Consider the following 26,167-nt stretch of genomic DNA (forward strand, 5'->3'; position numbering starts at 1 on the left):
CGACAAAGCCTGTGTGATTAAGCCTTATATAGATTGGCCTCTGCCAATTAATACCCTTCCCTGTAAGGGCTGTAGTTGAATTCTTAACTCATCTTCGCTAATGCTAAAATCAGCACCTTGACCTAATATATCCTCATAGGCGTGGAAATCACTTTCCTCCAATTTTAAAGTAATCTCATGATGCTCATGAGGACTCCTGTTAAAAGCCACCAGGGCACTTCCTGTTTCTCGCTTTTGTCCAAAGACATCCACGCCATTTGAAATAGTTCTAAGGTAGGCGTATACATCTCCCTGGGCATATACAGGCTTCCACTCTCCAGTTTTAAACAGGTCATGACTATTTCTCAACCCTATTATCTGCTTGTACCAATTTAAGAGCTCTGTATTTTCTCGGCCCCAAGGGTATGTGCCTCGACAGTAGGGATCATCTCCTCCCTCCATGCCAACTTCATCTCCATAATAAACGCAGGGCACTCCTGGGAAAGTCATCTGAAATAGAGCCAACAGCTTTAGGCGCTGCATCCCCTGTTCTCCACCTAAAACAGTTAGAATCCTCTCCACATCATGGCTTCCTAGAATATTCATAGCAGCATAAAAATTATGCTTCGGGTAATTCTCGTACAAGCTCATCAGCTGCTGATTAGTTTCTTCTGCATTCCAATGTCCTAGAGCAAAGTTGATTAAGGAGTGGCGGAAGGGATAATTCATAACTGAGTCCAGTTCGTCCCCGTGGAAGTACTCTCGTCTGCTACCATAACTGGACTTATTAGACGCATCTTCCCATACCTCTCCAATGATTACCGCATCTGGATCGGCACTTTTAACTGCTTTGTTTAACTTCTTTACAAACTCACCTGGAAGCTCATCCACCACGTCCAGCCTCCAGCCTTTGGCACCTCGGTTCATCCAGGTATTAATCACACTATTTTCGTTTTCGATAATAAATCTTTGATAGGATGGCTCCAGCTCATTTACATTGGGAAGAGTCTCTACACCCCACCACGCTTCATACTCATTGGGAAAATTGGTGAAGCGGTACCAGGAATAGTAAGGAGAATCTTGAGATTGGTAGGCACCTAGCTCTGAATAGTTACCATCTCTGTTAAAATAGATACTATCGCTTCCCGTATGACTGAAAACCCCATCTAAGATTATGTGAATTCCCAACTCTTTAGCAACCCTACAGAGGGTTTCAAAGGTTTCATTATCTCCAAACATAGAATCCACGTTCAAGTAATCAGCAGTATCGTATTTGTGGTTACTAGGTGCTTCAAATATAGGGTTTAAGTAAATTACACTAATTCCCAATTCCTTTAAATATGGTAACTTCTTAATAACACCAAGTAAATTCCCACCAAAGAAATTCCAGCGTTCTATGTCACCGCGGTGGTCTTTTAAATATAAAGGGGTGTCGTCCCAACGCCCGTGAATAAGGCTCTTTGCTTTAGGATTTAATACTTTCCCGTCCTGGCAACCATTATAAAAGCGGTCTACAAAAATCTGATACATCACCCCGTCCTTAAACCAGCCTGGCGTGGATGCATTGGGTTTATAAACTGTAATTTGGTAGGCAGGTGGTGGAGATTCAGCCATCTGTCCCACTCCTCCTAAATGGCGCCAATTATTACCCCAATAGTGGGTATGCCCATGGCTACTTACTTGAAAGTAGTACCATAATAGCCCAGGGTTCTCTGCTGTAACCTTTGCTTCATAGGCCCTACTCACTCCATTAACATTTATATCTACCAGTTCCATGGGATGCCCTACGGGTTCGGTTCCATCCTTCCAGCAGAATAAAGTTACCTTTTCCGGAGGACTGTTCAAGTCTACCAAGAGTCTAAGAGTCACCTCTGTACCTGCTGGCACAGCCCCGAAAGGCTGTCTATATAGTTCACTATAGGAGTTGTGGTAAATATATTTTTCATTCATTCTATCACCTACTTTATTATCTGATAAACATCTCTATATTCCCGAGCTGATCTATTCCAACTGTAATCAAGACCCATAGCTTTTATCCTCAGCTGTTGCCACTGATCGTTTTTTTGATATAGAGAAATAGCTCTTTTGAGGGTATAGAGCATATCATGGGCATTGTAATTAGTAAAAGAAAACCCATTTCCCTCCCCAGTCTTCTCATTATAGGATGTAACTGTATCTTTCAGACCACCAGTTTCCCTAACTAGAGGTAATGTCCCGTAACGCAGGGCTATCATCTGCCCGAGCCCACAGGGCTCAAAGAGAGAAGGCATGAGAAAAATATCTGCTCCCGCATAAATCTGATGTGCTAGTTTCTCATCATACAAGATTTTTGCAGCAAACTTATGGCTGTATTCTTGAGCGGCCTCAGAAAACAGCTTCTCGTAGTGTTCGTCCCCACAACCTAAAACCACAAACTGCAAGGGTAGCTCCATTATGTCATGAAGAACGCACTCTACTAAGTCAAGTCCCTTTTGACTGACTAACCTAGTCACTAAAGCAACTACCGGTATTCGCTCATCAATGGGGAGGTTCATTAGATGCTGCATTTTTTTCTTATTTACAGTTTTTCCCCTCATGTTATCCCTGTCAAAGGGGTGTTCAATTCGAGGATCTAGCTCAGGGTTGTAAATCTGATAATCGATACCGTTAATAATCCCATGTAAGTCGTCCTTCCGTTTTTGTAAAAGCCCATCTAACCTTTCTCCATAATAGGGCTGTTGAATTTCTTGCGCATAGGTTTTGCTAACTGTTGTTATTATATCTGAATATACAATTCCGGCTTTCATAAAACTAACCTCTCCGTGAAACTCAACTCCTTCGAACCAGTAGTAACTATCATCCAATCCCAACAAATCTCCTAGGATACTTTTTGGAAAGGTACCCTGATACCGCAAGTTATGAATGGTAAAGACTGTCTTGATATTACGATAAAAGTCTACTTCCCCGTAGTGAGCTTGAAGTAAGGTGCTTACCATACCCGTATGCCAATCATGACAGTGGATAACATCTGGTTGAAAGTCTATTTGGGGCAACATCTCTAATACAGCTCTACAAAAAAATGAGAATCGCTCCCCGTCATCTGGGTACCCATATATCCCAGGGCGCTGAAAATATTGTTGATTATCTAAAAAATATGTTGGCACTCCCCTATGCTCTAGCTCTTCCACTCCACAGTATTGGTTACGCCAACCCAAGGGCACTGTAAATTGAGTTAGATTCTGCATCTTTTCTTGATACTCTATTGGGATATCTTGATATTTGGGCATCACTACGCGTACCTCTAAGTCAATAGCCCTCAGCTCGTGAGGTAGGGAACCAACTACGTCGGCCAGACCACCTGTTTTAACAAAGGGTACTCCTTCTGCAGCTACAAAAAGAACCTTCACTCATCTTTCACCTCCTTGCTTCTAAACAACTTTATTTTTCGCTACTACTACAGGATTACTGGCTTCTCCCTTCAATTGCTTCCCAGATGTAATAGTGACAGCTTTATCCAAAATAGCCTTTTCAAGGACTACATTTTTTTCGATAACCCCCTTGGGCATTAGTATACTGTCCTTAACATGAACTCCTGGCTCTATGCGTACACCTCTGAAGAGAATACAGTTTTCTACCTTGCCCTGGATCAGACAACCACTGGCCACTAAAGAGTTATGGGCCTCTCCTTGGCCAAAATATTTGGCTGGAGGTTCCACTTTCACCTTAGTGTGAATGGGCCCATTTTCAAAGAACAGCTCTCTTCTAATATGGGGCTTTAAAATATCCATATTTGCCCCATAGTAGCTGGCCATATTGTCAATCCATGCAGTATAGCCTTTTACTTCATGGGAACTTATGTGGAGTTCAGAGGTATTTCTGGCTAATCCATCTCTAACTAGACAGGTATTACCTTGAGCTTCACAACCCTCTATAAACTGTAGGAGTAAATCCTTTGGCAAAATATAGACCCCCGTACCTCTAACATAATCAGGAGCCGGTTTAACTCTAGTAACTTGCACTTCTTCTACCCTGCCTGTGGAGCTTAATTTATAATAGGGATTTCTCATATGAGAAGTAGTTTCGCCTGTACTATTAGCCCACAGCACTGTAACATCGGCACCACTTTCTCGGTGTTGAGTAACGGCCTCTTCCAGCTTATGACTAAAAATAGCATTTGTTTCAGCTACCAACACTAGCTTCTTGGGGTCTTTTCTCAAGTAGTCCACATGGGGAGAGAGCTTTTCTAAGCTACCTCGATGCAGACCGAAGGGGTATTTGAGACAGTCAGGAGGAAAGATTGCCAGCCCACCCCAACGGCGGTGCAAATCCCAATCTTTAGCGTAGCGCAAGTGATCCATTAAAGAATGGCAATTACTCTCTGTAAATACACCTACAGAATCTATTCCTGAGTTGACCATTTGAGATAGGGTAAAGTCAATCATCCTATACCTGCCCCCGAAGGGCAGCGCTGCCAAAGAGCGCTGAGCTGTCAGTATTTCTAACTCTCCTTCTCCCCGGATTACATCTATAATACCCAAGACATCCTTCATACACTACTCTCCTTCCTATTACCCACAGCAATGCTATAGTTCATCTGTTACCACTGAGTTTTCTGCAACTGTTCTATTTTCCCCCACTACTGTAATGGGTGCATGAGAGTTCTCCCCATTGCCAATTCGGCTATTTGCTCTTACAGTGGAACCACTACCCACAATAGCTCGCTTGATTATGACATTTTCACCGATTTTCACATTGGGCATAATAATTGAGTTTTCTATTACTGCTCCTTTTCCCACAGTAACTGATTGGGAAATTACCGAATTACTCACTGTTCCGTACACTTCACACCCTTCGTTTAGCAATGAGTGTTCTACCTTTCCCGAAGGTGCTACGTAGTGGGGCGGCTCATCCAAATTAACAGAATATATGGGCCAGTTGGAATCGTACAAGTGTAACTGGGGTTCATCTGCCAGTAAATCCATATTTGCTTCCCACAAACTCTCTATGGTGCCCACATCCTTCCAATATCCGGAGAATGGATAGGCAAACATCTTACTCCCCGCAGCTAACATCTTTGGAATTACATCTTTGCCAAAGTCCTTGCTTGAATCTTTGTCTGCTTCATCTTCTTCCAGGTATTTCTTCAACACAGGCCAATTGAATACGTAAATCCCCATGGATGCAAGGTTATTTTTAGGTTTTTCCGGTTTTTCCTGGAACTCTACTATGCGGTACTGATCATCCGTATCCATTATGCCAAAGCGACTGGCCTCTTCCCAGGGAACTTCTAAAACTGCAATGGTAGCGTCAGCTCCCTTTTCTTTGTGAAACTCAATCATCTTGCTGTAGTCCATTTTGTATACGTGATCTCCTGAGAGTATCAGGACATAGTCGGGATTGTACTGTTCTATATAATCTATATTCTGATAAATGGCATTAGCTGTCCCCTTATACCATTCACCCCCATACTTTTTGATGTAGGGAGGAAGTACCCTAACACCGCCATTCTTCCTATCTAAGTTCCAATGTCCTCCTATTCCGATAGTACAATTCAGTAGTAGTGGGCTATACTGAGTCAGTACACCCACATTCTCAATATGAGAATTGGTACAATTACTGAGCGAAAAATCTATGATTCTAAACTTTCCACCAAAGGGAACTGCTGGCTTGGCCAGGTTTTCTGTAAGAACTCCCAGTCTACTCCCCTGTCCTCCTGCCAATATCATGGCAACAGTATCGGTCTTAAGCAAAGCTAACACCTCTCTGTCAAGATTCTACTTTTTTTAAGTAAATGGTGGCCAAGGGCGGTACTGTTATCTCTAAAGAGTGAGGTTGTCCGTGCCACTGGGCATCTTGGGCAATAATACCACCTCTATTTTCCTGTCCTGAGCCTCCATACGCCTGGTTATCACTGTTGAAAATCTCTCTATATTCCCCTGGCTGAGGAACTCCTACTCGATATCCTCCGTGCACCTCCGGGGTAAAATTGCATACAACTATCATCACATCATCCACGCTATTTCCTCGCCGCATAAAGCTAATTATGCTTTGACTATAGTCATGGGGGTCAATCCACTCAAACCCCCGCCAATCGTGGTCTAATTCCCAAAGAGTGGATTCTTTTCGATAAAACCAGTTGAGCTCACGCACAAAGTGATGCATCTTCTGGTGCTTATCATAATCTAATAAATGCCAGTCTAGACTACTATCGTATTTCCACTCTATAAACTGACCAAATTCGCCTCCCATAAATAATAATTTCTTGCCCGGATGGGCCATCATGTAACCATAGAAGGCTCGCAGGTTTGCAAACTTTTGCCAATAGTCTCCCGGCATTTTATCCAAAAGCGATTTCTTCCCGTGGACAACCTCATCGTGAGATAAAGGCAAAATGTAGTTCTCAGAAAAGGCATACATAAAAGAAAAAGTTATTTGATTGTGATGCCACTTCCGGTAAATAGGATCCTTTTCCATATAGGAAAGCATGTCATTCATCCAACCCATATTCCACTTATAGTTGAAACCAAGCCCTCCCATATATGTAGGCTTACTCACCAGAGGCCACGCAGTAGACTCTTCTGCAACCATAAGTGCTTGCGGTTGTCTAGCAAAAACTGCTTCATTTAGTTTCTTAAAAAAAGCTATCCCTTCCAGGCTTTCATTCCCCCCATGACTGTTGGGAATCCACTGCCCTTGTCGCTTGCCATAGTCTAAATAAAGCATACTAGCCACCGCATCTACTCTTATTCCATCGAAGTGGAAGACCTCAAGCCAATATAGGGCATTTGATACTAAAAAGCTTTGAACCTGGGTTTTACCTAAGTCAAAATTTCTTGTCCCCCAATCGGCGTTCTCACTTTTCATGGGATTTAGGTTTTCGTAAAGTGGCTTCCCATCAAATTCAAATAAGCCGTGACCGTCTCTGGCAAAGTGACCGGGAATCCAATCCAGTATTACTCCTATACCCCGTTGGTGACAGCGGTCTACTAAATACATCAAATCCCGTGGCTCTCCATACCTACTTGTAGGCGCAAAATATCCCGTCACTTGATATCCCCAGGAGCCATCAAAGGGATACTCTGTTATGGGTAGCAGTTCTATATGGGTATAACCCATCTCTACCACATAATCTACCAACTCATCTGCTAACTCCCTGTATGTAAGAACCCGATTATCCTCTTTTCGCTTCCATGACCCCAAATGGACTTCGTAAATGACCATGGGCTCATTATAACTTGTTCCAAAAGCCTTTTGCCGTTGCCAATCCTGGTCATTCCATTGATAGGACTCCAAGTCATAAACTACTGAAGCAGATTTAGGTGGTGCTTCTGCATAAAAACCACATGGGTCTGCTTTTTGTATTTTTCCTCCCCACCAGGTGGTTATTTCATACTTGTAAATATCTCCTTCCCCTAAGCCGGGAATAAATGTATGCCATATTCCCCCTTCAACTCTAGTCATACCATGCTCTTTTCCATCCCACCGGTTAAAGTCCCCTACCACTTTCACTTCTCGAGCATGAGGGGCCCAAACAGCAAATCGGACTCCTAAAGTGTCCCTCTCTTTTGTCAGATGAGCTCCCAACATTCTGTAACATTGAAAATTAGTTCCTTGATGGTACAAATAAACATCGTATTCGCTAGGCGCACACTTCAAAATTGGTACCTCCATTTATTTTTTCTGCAGTATGCTTAGTATTGTCTTTTTGTTCAATTTTTATTGAAAAAATAAAAACACAGCTTTTGACAGCTGTGCCATTAATTTTCATGCTTAACTTGACTATATACTTCCTTTACTCCTCGGACCTGACTGGCCAACTCTAAGGCCTTTTGCTCTTCCTTCTCAGTGGCATGCCCTAATAGGGATACAGTCCCATCATGAGTTTCTGCGCCAAATTGCTCCAACTGCTGCTCTTGTAGTTTGTCTAAAACCCCCGCTGTAATTTCTTGATCTGACACATGGCCTTCCACTGCCAATGTGATGGCATTCTCAACTTTATGGGCACCTACCACTTCTTGAGCAATGCACTCTGCCTTATTTTTTTCCTCTAACCAATCCACTACTCCTTGCAGTGTTAGCACTCCACTACTGTAAGAGATATTGATATCTAATCCCCTAGTATCCATACCTCGTTCTAAAGCCTGATGCACCTTCTCTACTATATTTTCTTGCTCCACAAATAATCGCCTCCAAAGTATTTTACCTTAGTATCCTACCTTCAAGGCTTTCTCATACACATAAAAAAATTAAATATGTCGCAACGCTTCTACTGGATCTAATTGAGTTGCCCTCATTGCAGGGTAGACACTAGCCATAAGTCCAACTGCCATGGTCAATATTATTGTCCAGAAACCCACAATGGGATTAATATGGGTTGCACCAGTTATTCCCGTTACTAATGGCACTGCCACAGCTGAAATCCCTAGTCCTGCCAGAAACCCACCAAAGCCAGCTAGAATACTGATTATGGTCGCTTCGAAAAATATAATCTTGGCAATGTGAATTTTCCTATAACCCATAGCCCTCAATACACCAATCTCTCCAGTTCGCTCTCGCACTGAAGCTAAAATGGAGGTACCCATAATCATAGCTCCAATACTCATTACCACAGCAGTCAACCCTGATGCAAACTGTCCAAATCGCTGTAATAGCTCTGCCCTACCTTGAGTTGCATCCTGTACTAATGCCGTTTCTATTCCTGCATGAATATCTTCAAATTCTCTCAATAGCTCAGGTCCTCGCTCCCAGGGAACCATTACTTCTATTAAACTAATTTTACCTAAGTTTTGGGTAAGTTGTTGTAAGTCTTCCAATTGAAAATAGGCTAATCTATCTTCCTCTGTCCCAGTTTCCTCCAACACACCTACCACTTTAAATTTTTCTGCTTCCACTGTAACTAGCTGCCCCACTTCTACTCCAAGCTGCTCTTTCAGTTGGAAACCCAATAACAACTCTCCAGATTGGAGGTTGGAAACACCACTATCTATCTTCCAATTAGGCTTTAACTCCAGTTCACTAACTAAATCTATTCCTACCCCCAACATTTGATTAGCTTCTGTTCCGTTGACAGCTGCAACCAATTTAGGGGCAGTTGTAATTACTTGTTCCCTCTGAGCTAAGTTTCCTACAATTTCTTGATCAATTAGTTGTTCACCACTGCTCACCTTTTCCCCAGTGGTAATGCCACCATAGGAGATGGAAAAACCCTCTCGTTTGGGGAAAATTACAATAGTTGCTCCCCTCTGCTGAAACTGCTCCTCTAGGTCCCTCTCTATAGTAGCGGTAATTGTAAACAGAGTAACCGCCGTAGCAGCTCCTATTAAAACCCCTAGCATTGTAAAGGCCATTCTCACGCTTCTAACCTTTATATTCTTTAATGCAATAGTCCATAGTTTCATAGTTAACCCTCGCCCTTTTCTATGGCACCATCTCTGATATGAATAGCCCGTTTTGTATAGTCCAGGTTTTCTTTATTATGGGTAACCATCACAATGGTTAAACCCTCCCTGTTTAGCTCTTGAAACAACTCCATAATTTCCTTACTGGTGTTACTGTCTAAGGAACCAGTGGGCTCATCTGCCAGAACCAGTGGTGGCTGATTGACAATTGCCCTAGCAATGGCAACACGCTCCTGTTCCCCTCCGGAAAGTTGGTTTGGGAGTCGATGGGTCTTGTCCGCCAATCCAACTTTATCCAAAGCCTGTTTTGCCAAGGCTAGTTGCTCTTCTCCAGGCTTATCAGTAATCGCCAGGGGCAGCATTACATTTTCCACAGCAGTTAAATATGGTATTAATTGGAACTGCTGAAATACAAAGCCCATATAGGTAGCCCTGAAATCAGCTCTCCTTTCAGTACTCAACTTGTAAACATCTATCTGATCTATTTTTAATATACCTTTGGTTGGGGGGTTCAGTGCTCCTAAGATTGTTAGCAGTGTACTCTTCCCTGATCCAGAAGGTCCCATAAGGGCCACAAATTCCCCAGAAGCAATCTCTAAGTCAACGCCTTTGAGGGCGTCAACATTCTCTCCCCCACTCTGGTATTGTTTCGTTATACTCTCGCAAATTATTAAGCTTTCATCCCTCATTTTTAACCCTCCTAAATGGCTCGCAAAGCCTCTACTGGATCTAACTGAGACGCTCTAATAGCTGGATAAATAGCAGCTAACAGGCTCAGTACTATGGCCCCTATAACACTCAGGCCTCCTGTAATAAAGTCAACTCCTACCGCCAGTTCAATCCCAGCTATGTTAGGTGCCAGCCAATTGGCAGCAACAGTCCCCAGCAAAAAGCCAAGAATACCGCCTATAGCCCCTAACATCAGGGCTTCAGTAAGTACAATTTCAGCAATATGTTTTTTTCTATATCCCAATGCCCTAAAGACACCGATTTCTCCAACCCTTTGGTTTACAGAAGACATAGCTGTTAACCCAACCACCATTGCTCCAGTAATAACCACTACTATAGCAATTAGCGTTGCAAAATTAGTGAATCTATCCACCACTTCTTCCCGGGCTTTTACTGCTTCTCCCACTGCTGATGCCCTAGCTTCAGGAATTATCTCGTTAATATCGGCTACTATTTCTTCAATGGGGCAGGTAGTACAATAAGCCGCCACTTCTACTAAGGACAACTTATTTTCCAAACCGGACAGATTCTGAGCCCTTAATAACTGCATAAAAATGAGGCCATCCTCTTCGTTTCCCTGGGTCTCTAACACTGCTGTAACCTCAAATTCTTCACCACTTATGGTTAATTGATCCCCCGGAGATAAGTCAAACTGGTTTGCCACATTAGCACCCAACATAACATCACCAACTCCTCGGGGCAAAGTCCCCTGAAACTCCCACCAAGGCTTTAATCTAAGTTCCTGGGGAAAATCAACACCCATAATTGTTGCCCTTTCTTCCCCCAATGCTGGCAAAGATACCAGTAGCTTTGGTGCAACTGTGGCTATATTTTCGCTATTGGGAATTGTATTTATGTCCATTACGTGGTCATTTTCTAGATAAGGGGAGCTACCTCCCGTACCTGCCACAGACACGCCGCCATAAGTGACTGACATATGCTCTGTAGCTGGTACTACTAATACGTTAGCACCTATTTCATCAAATCGATCTGCTAGCTCCACATTTATTGCTCTTGCGCTGGAGTACAGAGACATAATGGTTCCTATGGCCAAGGTGATGCTCAGGATTGTAAATAGGGCCTTTCCTTTACGCCTCTTTAAATTTTTAAAGACAATGCTGTCAAGTCGCACTTATTATCCCTCCGCACCACTGAGAGATCTTGGTGTCCATGAACGAATATCATCCTCGCTTATAGCAATCTTTCCATCTGCCACTTGGTAATCAATCTCTTCAGGTGCATAATCTGTACAGGCTCCTACAATCCCCTCCATACTGGCTAAGTCCCAGCGAGTGTTGCAGCTATCGCATACTAATTCACTGCCATTAATGTGAAAGCTTTGGGAGCGACAGGGCTCACAATAAGAGATAGAGACTACTAACCTACCTGAAGGCGCTATATGAGCCATGAGGGGCAATGTCACTCCTTCATGTTGGTATTGAGTATAGATAAATTTATTTTCTTCAACCTGGTTCAGCTGAATTAAAGCCTGCCCAGCTTCTACTTCTAAATCAACTTGCGCCTGAGGTACTATCTGGTCACTGTAATCCACTTCACTTCCCAGATTAAAGTCTCCCCCTTCCCACCTGTTACCTACAGCTGTATCTGTGCTGTTGTTAATCAGGGCAAAGGCTGACAATCCAAAAAGAACCACAAAAATAACTACTCCTATCACTACTCTGTTCATACCCTTATTTCCCTTTTGTCTATCCATAAACTCTTGCTTTTTATCTCCCACTTTATTACCCCCTATTTTGGTATTTATGCTCTAGAATAATTATATTAAAAATATTTATCCACCACAATTACCTTTACCAAAGTTACTCAATTGATCACATTTTCTTCACATAAAATCTAAATAAAAAGGCTCACTACAATATTTAATGCAGTGAGCCAGTTCTCTTTAACTAGCAATTCTCTCCTCTTTTTCCAGTTCGGTTGCTAACCATTGTTGGAATAAAGCTAGGTACTCTTCCATTGTATGACCCATGACAATGGAAGAGGTATCATCAAAGCTTCTCCCTTTTCTCAGTTCTGTTAATAAAAGCTCCATCTTCTCCTCACCGTACTGGAGATAAAAGAATTCTACCAAAGCCAAAGACTGACTGTAGGCCAAGGCTTGATTGTCTAGATTGTCAAACTCTGCGTCCATTCTAGCCAGGGGGTACAATTCTTGATCTAAGGAACCTTCAGGGCTATCAAATTGAAACCCAGTAATCTCCCGCTCCCAATATTGGGCCAACCCCTCGGTAAACCACCTAGGATAATTTCCTCTAGTCTTGTAGTCTACAACTAAGTGCACATACTCATGCACTACTGGTCCAGCATATTTAAACCTTTCCGCCACCGCTTCTGGTTCATCCTCTTCAATCCACGCTTGAGGAGAAAGAATTTTTATGGCTCCGGCCCAGTAAACACCCATGGCACTCACATCACTATCCCAACCAAAACTGCGGTTTAAGGATTCCCTATCTGGATAGATTACTATGGGTATATCTACCTGTGGAGAGTAGTTAAGCGCTTCATTAACCTTTTCATGAGCTTCCTCTCCTACTGACAGAACTAGTGGTACTGCCCCCTGGTCTTCTGGGCGGTAGTATACAGTAAAGTTATCCCGAGTCTTTACTTCCCAGTTATCTCTATTAAATTTCAGCTGCATTTGGACTGCTGTTTTTATGCCCTGGTAGGCAATCATTTTTGGTATTTTTGCATAGGTAGCCAATAGACCAAAGGTCAAGCTAACAATCACCAATAAAATTAGTGTCTTTTGAAGCATAACTCTCCCCTCCCCCCTATATAACTGTAGTTCATTATACTACAGACTAGGGGGGAGAGTGACTAGTAATTGGTGTCATCTCAGGCTATTGTTAGCAATACAAATCCCCATAAAAGTGCTACTACGCCCAAGGCTACCCTACTTTTAGCAGAGAACAGTTTTACTCCTCTTCCATATTGAAATATTTGGAGTAGAACAGCTAATAATAATAAGCCGGTACAGTTAAATATGCCCAGTATAAATAACAGAAAACAGGCAGTTAACAGACCCCCATTGGAAATAGCTGTGGTCAACAACACTAATACAACGGGATTCTGGTACAAAAAGGGTGCGAAACCAAATAACCCTCCCATTAGCACAGCTTTTATCAAGCTCTTATTCAACCACTTAGACTGCCCCTGTTTGGTGTGAAATCCAATTACTCTTATTGGTAATATCAGGGATCCAAAAGCCTTAATCATGGCAATTACCCCCATAAGACTTGCTCCAAATAGGATAAAGGTAATCCCTAGGCCTTTGCCCCAGAGGGCAGCAGCTGATGCTCCTAGGCTAGTTCCCATGCTCCACAAGGGACTGGTCCCCAGTATAAAGGCAAAGCCTAGTGTGAAGCTTAGAGCAACTGGAATTATATTTGTTTGCTTTTTTCCTTTGTTGTTTTCCCCTCCTGTTATTAATAGGAAAGTGAACAATTTAGCAATAGTAAGCATATTAACTGAAAGAATTATCCCAGCCACTGCAGTAAACACCGTAACCACTATAAAGGAAGTGTCTCCAACTAACATAAAGTAAAACAGATCTACCAAGGGTTCCCCTCCATTTTACATTCTCACAAAAGTATATAGGGTCACGTCCTGATTTAGACCATGAAAAAAGCACTCCCTATTTAACCGGGAATGCTCTTATGTACTATTCAGGATTTGGCGCCTCTGTTGGACAAACTTCTGCACAATTACCACAGTCTATGCATTTGTCTGGATCAATGTGATGCTTATCCCCTTCCTCAGTAATTGCATCAGTTGGACACTCGGGAGGGCAGGCCCCACAGTTAATACAGTCATCATTTATTATATATGTCATAACTAATTTCACCTCCTAACCCAGGTAAATTTTTTACCTTTAGTTATAATTACCCCCTTTTCAGAGGCTTATTCATATCTATTTAACCGTCCTCTGTAAAAGTCCTAGTTCTTCTTCTAATTTCTTCTGTCTTTTACCCAAAGAAAGGGTGTATCCAAAAATCAAAACCCAAATAACTGTGTATGCCCCAAATAAGTATTCCATGGCCCTAACCTCCTAATTATATTTTTCTCTCAGTTTACTTTTTAGATCATCTACCTTTTGTCTTAAATGCATGATAGCCATGCTTCTCCCCAAAAGGTAAAAGTAAAGCAGAGTAAAGGTAGCAACGGATACCAGCATGGTGTTCAGCATAGATGGAGGCAGGCCTACTCGATCAGCTTCAATAACTACCGGATGTAGCGTTGTCTGCCACCAGTGAATTGACATGAACACAATGGGCACATTGATAAAGCCAATAATACCAAACACCGCCGAGAGTACTCCCTTCTTTTCCTCTTCAACAGCACTACTTCTAATCAGTATGTAGGCTAAATATATAAACCACAGAATAAGGGTAGTGGTCAATCTAGGTTCCCAATTCCACCAGGTATTCCAAGCAGATCTGGCCCAAATCGGGCCCGTAACTAGCACTATTGTAGTAAAGAGCACTCCGATTTCTGCAGATGCTGCGGCCAAAATATCCCACTTAAAGTGGCGCGTTCGCAAGTACATAATACTGGCCACACATACAACGAAGAAGGCGAAAAAACCTACCCATGCAGAGGCAACGTGGAAGTAAAATATTTTTTGTGACACTCCTAAAGTCCTATCCGCGGGCACCCATATAAAAACCATGTAGATTGCTATAGTCATGGCCACTAGAGTCAACCATCCCAATATTGTAACTAGCTTATCCGATTTCATGCCTCTTACACCTCCAGTATATAGTCAAAGAGCACAAAGGGAACTACTAAGAAGATTATGTCATATGCGGCCAATAGCATAATCCATGAGCGCAATTCCACATTGGAAGTTCCGCCTAAAATAACCGATGTACTCTCTACAGCAGCTATAATCACAGGTACAACTATAGGGAACATGATAATAGGCAACAATATTTCACTAGTTTTTGTATTAGCTGCAAGGGCTGCTAAAAAAGTTCCCACAGCTATAAAACCTACTGTCCCCAAAAAAAGCACCAAAAGCAATAGCATAATAGACCCTTCAATCCTGTAGTCAAACAGGATAAAAAACAAGGGAAGAGATATTAACTCTACCAAGGCTACCACAACAAAGTTTGATATGACCTTTCCAAAGTAAATAACGCTTCTATCCGCCGGTATAAGCATTAATCCCATCAAAGCGTCATTGCTTTTTTCCAACGTAAAAGACCTGTTAAAGCCCAATACAGATGCAAAAACAAAAGCCACCCAGATCACTCCTGGGAAGACTTCTGCGGTAGTTTCCCTGGTAGGGTTAAAGGCAAAGCTGAATATAACAATTACTAGTAACGCAAAAATCAGCATGGAGCTGAGCATTTCCTTCGTCCTAAACTCTGAGGTCAAATCTTTCCAAACCATGGTCTTAACTTGTCTAAAAAAATTCACCATTGACCACCTACCTGTTCCAGGTAGATTTTTTTAAACTGATCTCCACTCAATGAATCAGGTTCTTCCTGGTATACTATAGACCCGTTTACCAAGATAACAACTTTATCACTTAGCTCCAAACCTTGTTCATAGTTGTGGGTAATCATAAAAATAGTGCGTTCTTCCCCATGAAGGCTGTATAAGACTTTATTTAGTATACCTATGGCGTGCTGATCTAAACCAGTATATGGTTCATCTAAGAACAGCACTTGGGGATTATGTATAATTGCCCTGGCTATACTTAGCCGCTGTTGCATTCCCCGAGAGAAGGTCCCCACCGGGTCGGCCATTACATACTCTAGACCTACCTCTTCTATCACTTCATAAATGCGCTGGCGCAAATTGGAGACGTTATACATTTCTCCATAAAAGCGAAGATTTTCGTATGCTGTAAGGCGGTCGTAGAGAAAAGTATTGTGGGAAATAACCCCTATCTTCTGTCGCATTTGGGCTATGTTGTCCTCTACAGCCGTTCCCCCAATGTATAATTTGCCCGAGCTGGGTTTTGACAATAGCGATAGTACTTTAAGTAGAGTAGTCTTTCCAGCACCATTAGGGCCTAATACAGTTACAAATTGCCCTGGTTCTAGATTTAAGTCAATCCCCTTAAGGATTTCCCTACTCCCAATTTTTTTAGATATACCCTCAGCTCTAATCATCGGTTCACCCCTAGCGGCCCATTTGCTTCAACTGAATTTTTACTTCTTTTAACTTTTCTTTATAGGCCTTAGTTAGCTTCTCTAATCTATCATCATCAATCTCTCCGGCCTGATGTTGCCTTTTTAGATCTGCCAGCTTTCGAAGCAAAATCTGCTGCTTTGCTTCCAATTGTTTCACTTGATCTGTGTTGCCTTCATCTTGGTTAGTCTTATCTGACTTCTTAGTGTATTTAACCGTAAAATATACTGCTGCTCCGATTATAGCAACTAATACCAGCAAAAATAAGTGGGGCTCTACACCACTAAAGGGTGACATCCGCCAAAACCTTAGATGGGCTTCACTGTGAAAACCATCAGAACTATAACCCCGTTCTAGGGCACCAGTAGACTCAGCCTCTTCACGAGAAATAATAGACATAAATCTCTCTCCAGGAGCTGGTTCTTCCCATGAATACTGGTTGACTACTATTTCACCCATTGTTAACAGGCCACCATGCACTAAGTTCTCATCGGTCATGGTTAAGCCCTCAGTAAGTAAAAAGTGAATGCTTTCCGTAGGGTAGTAAATTTCCTTGTCCAGAACATAGTTTTGGTTATGGGGTTTTAGAATGTAGGTGAAGTCTAGGTTTATTTCCCCAGGCTCTATGGGTACCAATAAAGCCAACCCATCTCCTGTAGCCTCAAAGTCATCCTCAGTTTCCACACCTGCATTAAAAACCAGTGTTGTGTAACTAAAGGGAAGGGAGATCCTCAGAGTTTCTGGATTTTCTTCTGTAGGCTCTATTTCTTCCCCTGAGTTTTGAATTGTGATAATTTCTCTAACTTCAAGTCCTTCTCCCACTTCTCTAATTAATAAGTGGTGTACCTCAATTTCAATCTGCTCTTCAGCGCTTGCCTGAGCCCCCATCACTGCCAACAGGAGCAATAAAGCGCTGAAGATTATGGTCATTAATTTTCTGGTAGCTCTCATCACTTCTCCTTATCCCCTTCAAGCATTTTTGCCACTTCGGCTTCTATTTCCGCATCTATTTCTGCTTCCAACTGGCCTAAGTCCACTTGGATTTCAGGTTTTTCGTCAGTTTCCTCTTTCATAAGGGCTAAGGCCTGGGTTTTGTACTTGTCCTTTAGGGCCGAATAATCTCCTTCTGAAAGTTTATTTGTCTGGTAGTCGAACTCTATTTCATTGAGGATAGAGAATATGGCCTCCCGCTTTTTCTCGGGAGTCTCTTCATTCTCTATCTCACTTTCCCTGCGCCCGTAATCTGGACTTTGATTATTCATTAAAGGCATCCCAACCATTAAACCACTGGCAGCAATTAACACTACTCCTAATAGTATAGCAAAAATATCCACCTATTTCACCTCACTTTGTTCAGTTAACGCTTTTGTATATTTGGGCCCCAGTTCGCTACCCCTTCCCGGCCAAAGGGCAAAGAGGGTCCCTAAAACTAATACATATCCACCAATCCACAACCATTGCACCAAAGGATTTACGTGTACGGTTAAAGCCGTAGTTCCATCTTGATCCCAGCCTGCTAAGATTATATACAGGTCCTCTCGCAATGTTCCCTTGATAGCTACCTCTGTTCTAGGCTGATGCCACGTGGGATAAAAGATTTTCTCAGGCTGTAAGTTGGTATAATAGCTACCGTTGCGATAAACATCAATATCGGCAAAAACTACTTCGTTGGCTCCCTCTCTACGGGAGGACAGTTTATTGAAATTCAGAGTATAGTCGGCTATTTCAATTTGCTCACCAGCTCTTACGCTTCTAGTTGTCTCTACATTGTAAAAATTTGAGCCAATTATCCCAATAGCCATGAAGATAATTCCCATGTGGATTATATAACCACCGTAGCGGCGCCTGTTTTTCAAGCTAAGCCTTATCAAGGCTAGCAAGTGATTTTCTCCCGTAATTTTGCGTCGCACTTTTGTGCCCCGATAAAATTCTTGAGCATGGGTTAACAACACAAAAGCGCAGACTATATAACTCAAAAGTGCTGCTAAGTTTTGAATTCCATAGAAGAACAGGCCTATACCAATCACCAAACTTGTTACCATGGGCAGCAAGAAGTTATTACGTAAATTTTCAAGGGTAGATTTTTGCCACGCTATTAGTGGACAAATTCCCATCACTAACAGCATTGCCAGCAGTATGGGGCCGTTGACCTGATTGAAAAAGGGCTCCCCTACTGTAATCTTTACCCCTGTTGCTGCTTCGGAAACCACTGGGAAAATAGTTCCCCAAAATACGGCAAAGGCACTCCCAACCAACAAGAGATTATTTATTAAGAAGCTACTTTCCTTAGACACTACAGACTGAAACTCCGATTCCTGCTTTAAGACATCCGTTCTGTTTAGCACATTGTAAATGGCCCCTAATAGCATTAGTAACAAGAAAAATAAGAAGAATACACCAATATTCGAATCTGCAAAGGAGTGTACCGATGAAAGGACACCACTTCGAACTAAGAACGTTCCGAATAAGGTTAGACAATATGTGGTGATAATTAAGCCCACATTCCAAATCTTAAGCATATCCTTCCGTTCCTGAATCATTACCGAGTGAAGGAAGGCTGTTCCAGTTAGCCACGGCATGAAGGAGGCATTTTCCACTGGGTCCCAGGCCCAATAGCCGCCCCAGCCCAATTCCACATATGCCCATTGACCGCCGTACAAGTTCCCCAAGGTTAAGAACAACCAGGCAAACACCGTCCATCTTCTAGTAACTTTAATCCAGGCATCATCCACTCTTCTCAAATATAATGCCGCCATAGCATAGGCAAAGGGTACTGCAAAACCCACATAACCCAAAAACAGAGTCAACGGATGAAAAACCATTCCCGGGTGCTGCAGCATAGGGTTTAGTCCATTACCTTCTGCAGGGGGATTAGGTATTCTTGTAAAGGGATTGTCTACAAAGTTGAGCATGAAAAAGAAGAACACCACATTTAACATAAGAATGCTAACAACATAAGGTGTCATTTTAGCAAGATGATGTTTCTTTGAATAGGCAACAACCGCTGCATAGATGGTTAAAATCAGTTGCCACAGCAATAATGAGCCCGAGTTCCCAGCCCAAAAAGCCGCAAGTTTGTAAAACAAGGGTAAATCGGTGCTAGTATACCGCGCTACATATTGAACTGAAAAGTCACTTGTGTATAGTGAATAAAATAAAATTGCAGAAGCAGACCCTGTTAATAAAGCAACAGCTCCCACTCCCCCTTTTGCACTTTCTAAGAGCTTATTATTTTTAGTATTTGCTCCAATGAGGTATGCCACAATTACATAAATACTTATAGCTAGCGCTATCATTAAAGCTATTGATCCTATTTCTGGAAGCATTATCTTTCCTCCTTATTTATCAGTTCCTTGTTCTCGCACATCTTCTTCATAGCTGCTGGGACATCTAGTCTGCACAGATTCTGCTATAAATAGCTCTTCACTATCGTGGTATCTGCCCTGAAGGATTACTTCTACCCCTTCGTAAAAGTTGTCAGGCTGGATCCCATGGTGAAGAACATTTAGCTTTCTTTCCCCATCGGTAACTTGAAAGGTCAGTTCAACTTTTTCCGCGCTCCAATTTACAGATCCAGGAACTAGGTCTGCCTCAATTCGCAATAATCTGTCTTCATAATTGGCATCAGCTGCCAGAACTTGTTGTACTGTCACCATATTGCCCGAAGTAGAGGAAATACCCATAACCATTAATGTTCCAATTGTTATGATTATAATAGCAGCTGCAATTATGAGTTTTGTTTTAGCTTTCATCCCATTACCTCCTATTTTTACCTATTTCGTTTATTATTAGTTGATAAGTCTCTTCACTTATCTTGTCTTCTAGCAATAATTTCCTTATTTTTCCCATAATCTCAGCTTCTACCTCTTCGTTGGATTTTATACTACTATCTCTATACTCACTGGAAAAATCAGCGGAAATCTCACCATCCTGCTCTTCCTTATTGGTTCTGGTTGCATAAAAGATGAAGAAAGATAGCATTGAAGCAAAACCTATTAACATCACTAATGCGGTAGAACTATGACTTCTAAAAGCAGGACTGTCTGCTAGGGTGCTTTGACCATCGTCTATAATTGCTGTGGCCCTGACTATCGAGGGCTCTTCCTTTTCTCGATAGTACTGCACAGAAACTGTCTCTACCTGGTTGATATCTAGCTTATTTTTAGTTTTGCGATAAACATTAAATCCACCCGGATCAGTCCCCAGTGCTTCTAACTCAGGTATAGTAACAAAGTTATAACTATCATAGGGACTTTTAATATCCCAAGTGAGCTTCTCGGTTTTATAAGAGGCTATATAATCAAACTGAAACTCCCTCTCTTGCTGTTCCCCTAAGGGCTTACAGTAAAACTCCAAGGTAAAAGAATGGGTTTTCCCAGGTAATAGTTCATTGGATAGTTGCCATGATATTACATTTTTGTCCTCTCGCTCACTAATCTCATAAGGTACATACAACTTTCCAGCTTCAGTTTCTGCAACTACCTGAACTTGTGTAACCTGATTTGGTATATTTAATTTTATCCTGCCCTCGTAAGGCTCACTCCCTATGTTTTTCAATTCTCCACTGTAGATTGCCAGGACAGCTGGTTTATCGTATTCAGGCCAGAGGCTTATTACTAGCTCCTCTAACTCCAACAGCTTCTGACCAGTAGCATTAGCAGTCGGAACCCATATTAGCAACGATAGAATAGCACAGATAATCAGCACCGGATAGTTGGTACGCTGCCATCGCCTCATCAAAATCCTCCCCAAAGATTTATAAGTACTCACTTTAAATTGTGCCACCTAATTATTACACATCTATGAACTAAATGTGATTTATTTGTGAAAAAGACTCTGCCTGAGGGCAGAGTCTTTTATTAACCTACTACATCAAATCCCTGTTCTTCAATTTTTTCTTTAATAACACTCAGTTCTACTTGCTCCGGGTCATAATTCACTGTAGCTATCTTAGCTTCTAAGTCTACTACTGCGTTTTCTACTCCAGCTGTTTTGGCAAGGGCACCTTCAATTGCCGCTTTACAATGACCACAGCTCATGCCTTCAACCTTCACCTTGACTTCTACTGCCATAAAAAACACCTCCACTATTTGATAAATTTATTTATCACTTCCATCAATTCGTCTATAGCCTGGTCACCCCGGTCATCTTTGACAGCCTTGGCAACACAACCTTTAGTGTGATTTTCTAAGATGGACAATCCCACTTTGTTAACACCAGATCTTATGGCTGCCAGTTGTATCAGCAGGTCTACACAGTAGCGATCGTCATCAATCATTTTCTGCACGCCGCGAACTTGTCCTTCTATTTTTTTGAGGCGAAGCAACAGGTCCTTTTTAGTTTGTTCATCCTGCATACCCATACCCCCTATAGCTAATATGTTTAGTATAATTTCAGCCTGGATGATTGTCAAGTTTATCGAGGGGAAGGTTTGACAAACCCTCGGCAATTGGAAGCTAAAAAAATAACTGCCCCAAATAGAGCAGTTATTATATGTGTGGTCCATATTTTCATACAATTAAAAGGCAAAAACTCCAACAAGTGAAGAGCCAACTAGTCCCGCGATAATTAGCAAAGCTAACACCATAAAAAACTTTCTAGTAGCAGCATTTTTTCTACGCAAGTGACGCATTACCATGATATAATCCCTCCCTTGTGGAAACTAAAACCTACTTCCTATAAATTATAACATCTCCTACAAGGAATTTCAATTGTCACCATATTCCAAAAGAGACTACCCGTTTAACTCCGCTAGATAATGCTCTGCGGCCATAGCTGCTGTAGCTCCATCTCCCACAGCAGTTGATACCTGGCGCAAGTAAGTCTCTCGCACATCACCTGCTGCAAAAACTCCAGGCACAGAGGTTTTTAGATACGAGTGAGTAGTTATGTACCCTAGGCTGGTCAATTCAATTGCACCTTCTAGGAACTCAGTATTGGGCACTGTCCCCACAAAGACAAAGACACCGTCAAGCTTTTCCTCTCGCTTTTCCTCAGTCTTTTTATTGTGCAGGATTGCATGGGTTACAGCGCTTTCACCTTTTATTTCTTCCACAACTGTATCAAATATGAGCTTTATCTTGGGGTTCTTAAAGGCCCGTTCCTGAAGAATTTTTGTGGCTCGCAATTCATCTCTTCGATGAATCAGCAAAACTTCTGAAGCAAATTTAGTTAAGAAGATGGCCTCTTCCACTGCTGAATCTCCACCGCCTACTACTGCTACTTTTTTGTCCTTAAAAAAAGCACCATCGCAGGTGGCACAGTAGGAAACACCTCTTCCAGTAAACTTTTCTTCACCTAAAACAGCAAGCTTGCGAGCTTGTGCTCCAGTAGCTACAATTACAGTACTAGCTTCTATTTCTCCATTATTAGTTGTAAGTTTTTTCACTGTACCGGAAAAATCCACCGAAGTTACCTCTTCAGTTTTAAATTCTGCCCCTACTTTAGTTGCCTGCTCCATAAACTTCTGCATCAACTCTGGTCCACTTATGCCCTGAGGAAAACCGGGATAGTTTTCAATCCACTCTGTAAGCGCCGCCTGTCCCCCCGGCATTGTTTTTTCTAAAACCAATGTCTTCATACCAGCCCTTGCCGTATATAAAGCTGCTGTAAGTCCTGCTGGCCCTCCTCCTAAGATAACTACATCATACACTCCTGTCGACCACCTTTCTTATATTTTGAAAAAGCGAAGAGCTAATAGTATTAGCTTCTTCGCTTTTAATTACTTTTATTTATGTTATGGTAGATAATTTATTGGATTTTGAGCTCTTCCATTTACCCTCACTTCAAAATGCACATGAGGCCCTGTACTTCTACCAGTGCTGCCCACTCTGCCGATCACTTGACCTCTAGAAACTCTATCACCCACCGAAACTAAATTGGCTGAGTTATGGGCATATCGAGTACTAACCCCATCACCATGATCTATTTCAATCATATAACCATAAGCCCCTCTCCAACCAGAAAAGGTCACTCTTCCTGCATCTGCTGCCCTAATAGATGTCCCTGTTCTAGCTCCTATATCCAAACCGTGGTGATAACCGCCACCCCGAGGCCCAAAGGGAGATGTGATGGTGCCATTTACTGGCCATCCCAATCTACCCACGTCTCCTCCGCCTCTTGATGCTACTATTGTTTTAGTTCCTCTAGCAACCACTCGGTTTTGAGGCTCTTTGACTACTGTTGAAGCTACCTCTTCTCTGGCCATTGTCCGGCCATTCTGTTGCACAACGTGATATGTAACCTCTCTCTCACCTCTTGTGCCCGCCTGAACTACTTCATTCTGGCCTCTATACATATTACTATTGTTTTGATATGTTGTCTCAAAGGCAATAGCCTCAGTTCTAAGCTGTTTAAGCTCTGCTACAACATTTACCATGGGCTCTAATTTGACTAAGCTCAATTCTTGCCCAATTGATAACAGCTCTGTTTCCAATTGCGGATTTGCCTCTTGCAAATCTGCAACTCGCATATTATTATCTCTAGCTATGGTCCAAAGAGTATCACCACTTACAACCTCATAAGTTTCTACTACTTCCACTCCATTTGCCAAGAGATTAAAGGCCATTTCTGCTTCAGTAAATTCACCTATTCCTATTTCCGCATCAGTAAACTCAATACTTTCAACTATCTCAATGTCTTTAAGTTCTAAGTCACTGTCTTCACCAGGCTTATATTCTTCTATTAATCTCTCAATCAGTTCTTCAGCTATTTCTTGGTTTTCTACTACTAATTTCTCTTCACCGTCAACTACAATAGCTACTGCTGCTGTAGTGTATGCAAGCTTATCAGCTAATATCTCCCGCAAATTTTCTAAATCAGTGGTATTTCGCTCCCGTTTTATCTCTTTCACTTCCAGGTCACTAGCAACCTTGACACTCTGTCCAATTTCTTGTGCTTTATCCTCTGCCACATCTGCCAAGGCCTGATTTAGTAATGCTTCACTGTTGACTACAGCTACTTGTTCTCCATCTACCACTACTGCATAAGAAGTGCTATTAGCTACAAAAAGTCCAATCGCCAATATACTACACAATAATATTATTGCCCCAATAACTACGGGCTTTTTCTCCTTGTCTGTCAAATAACTATTTAAGTCTAAGCTGGCCATATGTCTCCCCCTATACAAAGACCCATTTTAAAACTCTCACTCGTCCTTCAGTATATCACAGCGTCCCAAATCAGTAAACTACAAATTAATCCCGTATTTCATAACAATACGAAATTTTTAGTTCATTTATGGCTCCACCTGTATTTATTCTTGGGTCTGCCTACTTAACTTGCGCCAAGCCTTAGCATCGACACAGGCCTTAGAAGTATTATTTTATTTTACAGAAATAATTTCTAAGAAGTAATAGTAGGGAGCGCTGTTCTCTCCACGGACAAATGTGATTTTGCCATTTGCAGCACTTAAATTAGTTTTCCATCCACCTGTATTGGTTATTTGTTCTCCTTTATTTCCTTCCACAGTGGTTTGGAATATTTCCTCACCTGCTCCTTTATTCTGAAGATAGTATAGCTTATCTTGTGCAAAAAGTGTGCTTCCATCCCAGCCAGAAGCTTCTACAACCACATCTGTTTTACCTGTCTTTGGATCTAAAGCCCAAAGTTTATAGCCATTATTGGAAATTTCCCTATAAAATATCTCAGAAGATCGAGAGTCAAATCTCGCTAGCTCCACATGCTGCTCCGTCTCCAACGCAACTAACTCTTCTGCCTTGCTCTCACCCATCTGCCAAAGCCCTATTCCAGTCCATTTTATTTGAGGCTCAAAGTAAAACCCAGAAGTATCGGGAACACCAGTTAAAAACATTATTTTTTCCCCACTGGGACTCCAGCCAGGTTTACTCACCTTATCTCTCATTTCTAGAGAGGTCACATGGTCCCCATTAACATTTATAACCTTAACTCTATTGGCCAAAGGCAAGGGCCCAGCTTCACCCATAATGATATCAAAACCACCATCAATTCTATCTGAAGCTAAGAAGGCAATATGCTCTCCGTCCGGAGACCAAATAGGTTGAAAATTGTACTTGGCATTTACTGCAAGGGGCTTCTCTTCTCCGGTTTTTACATCTAGTAAATATATCCCCTGTTGATCGCTTTCATATCTCACATAGGCTAACATCCACCCATCAGGAGAGGAATGCATTTGAAAAAGACCGTCATAATCGGGCAGACCTGTTTTCACCTGTACTAGCTCATCTGTTGCAAAGTCGTATCTATAAACCTGCGTCCCTAATTGCAATACTACCCCTTGGCGGTCCCCCGTCAAATAAAACTGCTTAAGCTGTGTCTCACCATCGATCCAGCCCAATTCTTCTTTCGTACCATCCCAATGAGCTAAATATATACCCGTACCCAGCTGGCCAGATCTTTTTCCCTCAACGTGTTCGCCTGCGGTAGCACAAATTATTGTCTTCTCATCAAGCCAGCCTGCTACATCCATAGTCAGGTGAGCAGAGGAAGCATTGTGCCCAGAAACTACTACTGCATTAATCAAGTCCAGTTCAGCGTTTATTACCCAGATAGCGTGCTCATCACTCCAACCCCAAACAGCTATAGTTTCGCCATCAGGAGCTATACTGTAGTAGGGCATTCCATCCTTAAATGGGCCTAACACATTCCTGTTATTAAACTTTAAGAACTCTAATCCAGCTGCCCTTGTGCTAAAGTCTATACTTACTTGATCCTTGCTGTCAGCTTCTTCAGTCTCTTCTTCCGTTCCATTCTTTCCGTTTTCACTTTTCACAATATTGCCTAGAGTACCGTCCGAAACCTCTCCCTCCAGATCAGTACACCCTGCAACCAAGAATATTAACGCAATCATGAGAATTAATGGCCATACCTTCAACTTACCCATAAAACTCCACCTCTGATTCCTAGTCTCTCTTACTAGACTGATGGAACTGGAAAAAAGT

At 42.0% G+C, this 26,167-nt stretch carries 27 protein-coding genes; all 27 read right to left on the bottom strand.

Translation table 11 applies throughout. From position 1 onward, the window contains the following. Window positions 1–24: 24 nt before the first annotated feature. The gene (locus GGQ84_RS00465; RefSeq protein WP_429157761.1) at window positions 25–1,929 is read right to left on the bottom strand and encodes a glycoside hydrolase family 13 protein; all 1,905 of its coding nucleotides are present in this window, start codon (window positions 1,927–1,929) and stop codon (window positions 25–27) included. A gap of 8 nt (window positions 1,930–1,937) precedes the next feature. After that, a complete protein-coding gene (glgA, locus tag GGQ84_RS00470; protein WP_429157763.1) occupies window positions 1,938–3,365 on the bottom strand; it encodes a glycogen synthase GlgA in 1,428 nt (475 codons plus the stop codon). A 21-nt stretch (window positions 3,366–3,386) separates the two neighbouring features. Then, entirely contained in the window at window positions 3,387–4,508 is a 1,122-nt protein-coding gene (glgD, locus tag GGQ84_RS00475; RefSeq protein ID WP_429157764.1) for a glucose-1-phosphate adenylyltransferase subunit GlgD, read from the bottom strand. A 33-nt stretch (window positions 4,509–4,541) separates the two neighbouring features. Next, window positions 4,542–5,684 carry a glucose-1-phosphate adenylyltransferase gene (locus GGQ84_RS00480; protein WP_429157899.1) on the bottom strand — a complete coding sequence of 381 codons (1,143 nt, stop codon included), beginning with the start codon at window positions 5,682–5,684 and terminating at the stop codon, window positions 4,542–4,544. Between the two features lie 40 nt (window positions 5,685–5,724). Further along, window positions 5,725–7,629 carry a 1,4-alpha-glucan branching protein GlgB gene (glgB, locus tag GGQ84_RS00485; RefSeq protein ID WP_429157766.1) on the bottom strand — a complete coding sequence of 635 codons (1,905 nt, stop codon included), beginning with the start codon at window positions 7,627–7,629 and terminating at the stop codon, window positions 5,725–5,727. 86 nt (window positions 7,630–7,715) lie between these two features. Further along, window positions 7,716–8,135 (bottom strand): BON domain-containing protein, encoded by a 420-nt coding sequence (locus GGQ84_RS00490; RefSeq protein WP_429157768.1) that lies wholly within the window; start codon window positions 8,133–8,135, stop codon window positions 7,716–7,718. 69 nt (window positions 8,136–8,204) lie between these two features. Continuing rightward, on the bottom strand, window positions 8,205–9,356 hold the full coding sequence (locus GGQ84_RS00495) for an ABC transporter permease (protein WP_429157770.1): 1,152 nt from the start codon (window positions 9,354–9,356) through the stop codon (window positions 8,205–8,207). 2 nt (window positions 9,357–9,358) lie between these two features. Next, on the bottom strand, window positions 9,359–10,045 hold the full coding sequence (locus GGQ84_RS00500) for an ABC transporter ATP-binding protein (RefSeq protein WP_429157772.1): 687 nt from the start codon (window positions 10,043–10,045) through the stop codon (window positions 9,359–9,361). Between the two features lie 11 nt (window positions 10,046–10,056). After that, entirely contained in the window at window positions 10,057–11,217 is a 1,161-nt protein-coding gene (locus GGQ84_RS00505; protein WP_429157774.1) for an ABC transporter permease, read from the bottom strand. A 3-nt stretch (window positions 11,218–11,220) separates the two neighbouring features. Further along, window positions 11,221–11,823 carry a Fe-S-containing protein gene (locus GGQ84_RS00510; RefSeq protein ID WP_429157776.1) on the bottom strand — a complete coding sequence of 201 codons (603 nt, stop codon included), beginning with the start codon at window positions 11,821–11,823 and terminating at the stop codon, window positions 11,221–11,223. A gap of 165 nt (window positions 11,824–11,988) precedes the next feature. Continuing rightward, window positions 11,989–12,861 carry a peptidase MA family metallohydrolase gene (locus GGQ84_RS00515; RefSeq protein WP_429157778.1) on the bottom strand — a complete coding sequence of 291 codons (873 nt, stop codon included), beginning with the start codon at window positions 12,859–12,861 and terminating at the stop codon, window positions 11,989–11,991. A gap of 80 nt (window positions 12,862–12,941) precedes the next feature. After that, window positions 12,942–13,664 (bottom strand): hypothetical protein, encoded by a 723-nt coding sequence (locus tag GGQ84_RS00520; protein ID WP_429157780.1) that lies wholly within the window; start codon window positions 13,662–13,664, stop codon window positions 12,942–12,944. A 103-nt stretch (window positions 13,665–13,767) separates the two neighbouring features. Then, on the bottom strand, window positions 13,768–13,938 hold the full coding sequence (locus GGQ84_RS00525) for a DUF362 domain-containing protein (RefSeq protein ID WP_429157782.1): 171 nt from the start codon (window positions 13,936–13,938) through the stop codon (window positions 13,768–13,770). Between the two features lie 78 nt (window positions 13,939–14,016). Beyond that, window positions 14,017–14,142, bottom strand: a complete 126-nt coding sequence (locus tag GGQ84_RS00530) for a CcmD family protein (protein ID WP_429157784.1) — start codon at window positions 14,140–14,142, stop codon at window positions 14,017–14,019. A gap of 12 nt (window positions 14,143–14,154) precedes the next feature. Continuing rightward, complete coding sequence (locus GGQ84_RS00535; protein ID WP_429157786.1) at window positions 14,155–14,844, bottom strand: cytochrome c biogenesis protein; 690 nt, start codon at window positions 14,842–14,844, stop codon at window positions 14,155–14,157. A 5-nt stretch (window positions 14,845–14,849) separates the two neighbouring features. Further along, entirely contained in the window at window positions 14,850–15,530 is a 681-nt protein-coding gene (locus GGQ84_RS00540) for a heme exporter protein CcmB (protein ID WP_429157788.1), read from the bottom strand. Continuing rightward, a complete protein-coding gene (locus GGQ84_RS00545; protein ID WP_429157790.1) occupies window positions 15,524–16,228 on the bottom strand; it encodes an ABC transporter ATP-binding protein in 705 nt (234 codons plus the stop codon). The genes GGQ84_RS00540 and GGQ84_RS00545 overlap by 7 nt, the downstream gene beginning before the upstream one ends. Window positions 16,229–16,238: 10 nt before the next feature. Further along, window positions 16,239–17,201, bottom strand: a complete 963-nt coding sequence (locus GGQ84_RS00550; RefSeq protein WP_429157792.1) for a hypothetical protein — start codon at window positions 17,199–17,201, stop codon at window positions 16,239–16,241. Next, on the bottom strand, window positions 17,198–17,581 hold the full coding sequence (locus GGQ84_RS00555; RefSeq protein ID WP_429157794.1) for a hypothetical protein: 384 nt from the start codon (window positions 17,579–17,581) through the stop codon (window positions 17,198–17,200). The genes GGQ84_RS00550 and GGQ84_RS00555 overlap by 4 nt, the downstream gene beginning before the upstream one ends. Next, window positions 17,582–19,573 (bottom strand): heme lyase CcmF/NrfE family subunit, encoded by a 1,992-nt coding sequence (locus GGQ84_RS00560; protein ID WP_429157796.1) that lies wholly within the window; start codon window positions 19,571–19,573, stop codon window positions 17,582–17,584. Window positions 19,574–19,585: 12 nt separating this feature from the next. Beyond that, complete coding sequence (locus GGQ84_RS00565) at window positions 19,586–19,999, bottom strand: cytochrome c maturation protein CcmE (protein ID WP_429157798.1); 414 nt, start codon at window positions 19,997–19,999, stop codon at window positions 19,586–19,588. Window positions 20,000–20,003: 4 nt separating this feature from the next. Beyond that, window positions 20,004–20,984 (bottom strand): hypothetical protein, encoded by a 981-nt coding sequence (locus GGQ84_RS00570; protein WP_429157800.1) that lies wholly within the window; start codon window positions 20,982–20,984, stop codon window positions 20,004–20,006. 122 nt (window positions 20,985–21,106) lie between these two features. After that, entirely contained in the window at window positions 21,107–21,319 is a 213-nt protein-coding gene (locus GGQ84_RS00575; protein WP_429157802.1) for a cation transporter, read from the bottom strand. A gap of 14 nt (window positions 21,320–21,333) precedes the next feature. After that, complete coding sequence (locus GGQ84_RS00580) at window positions 21,334–21,603, bottom strand: metal-sensitive transcriptional regulator (RefSeq protein WP_429157804.1); 270 nt, start codon at window positions 21,601–21,603, stop codon at window positions 21,334–21,336. A gap of 378 nt (window positions 21,604–21,981) precedes the next feature. Beyond that, window positions 21,982–22,899 carry a thioredoxin-disulfide reductase gene (gene trxB / locus GGQ84_RS00585; protein WP_429157806.1) on the bottom strand — a complete coding sequence of 306 codons (918 nt, stop codon included), beginning with the start codon at window positions 22,897–22,899 and terminating at the stop codon, window positions 21,982–21,984. Window positions 22,900–22,983: 84 nt separating this feature from the next. Further along, window positions 22,984–24,357, bottom strand: coding sequence for a peptidoglycan DD-metalloendopeptidase family protein (locus GGQ84_RS00590; RefSeq protein WP_429157808.1), 1,374 nt, complete (start codon window positions 24,355–24,357; stop codon window positions 22,984–22,986). Window positions 24,358–24,570: 213 nt separating this feature from the next. After that, entirely contained in the window at window positions 24,571–26,109 is a 1,539-nt protein-coding gene (locus tag GGQ84_RS00595) for a hypothetical protein (protein ID WP_429157810.1), read from the bottom strand. Window positions 26,110–26,167 lie beyond the last annotated feature (58 nt).

Origin of the sequence: Desulfitispora alkaliphila (assembly GCF_050433185.1) — a bacterium.
GTDB classification, from domain to species: Bacteria; Bacillota; Desulfitisporia; order Desulfitisporales; family Desulfitisporaceae; genus Desulfitispora; species Desulfitispora alkaliphila.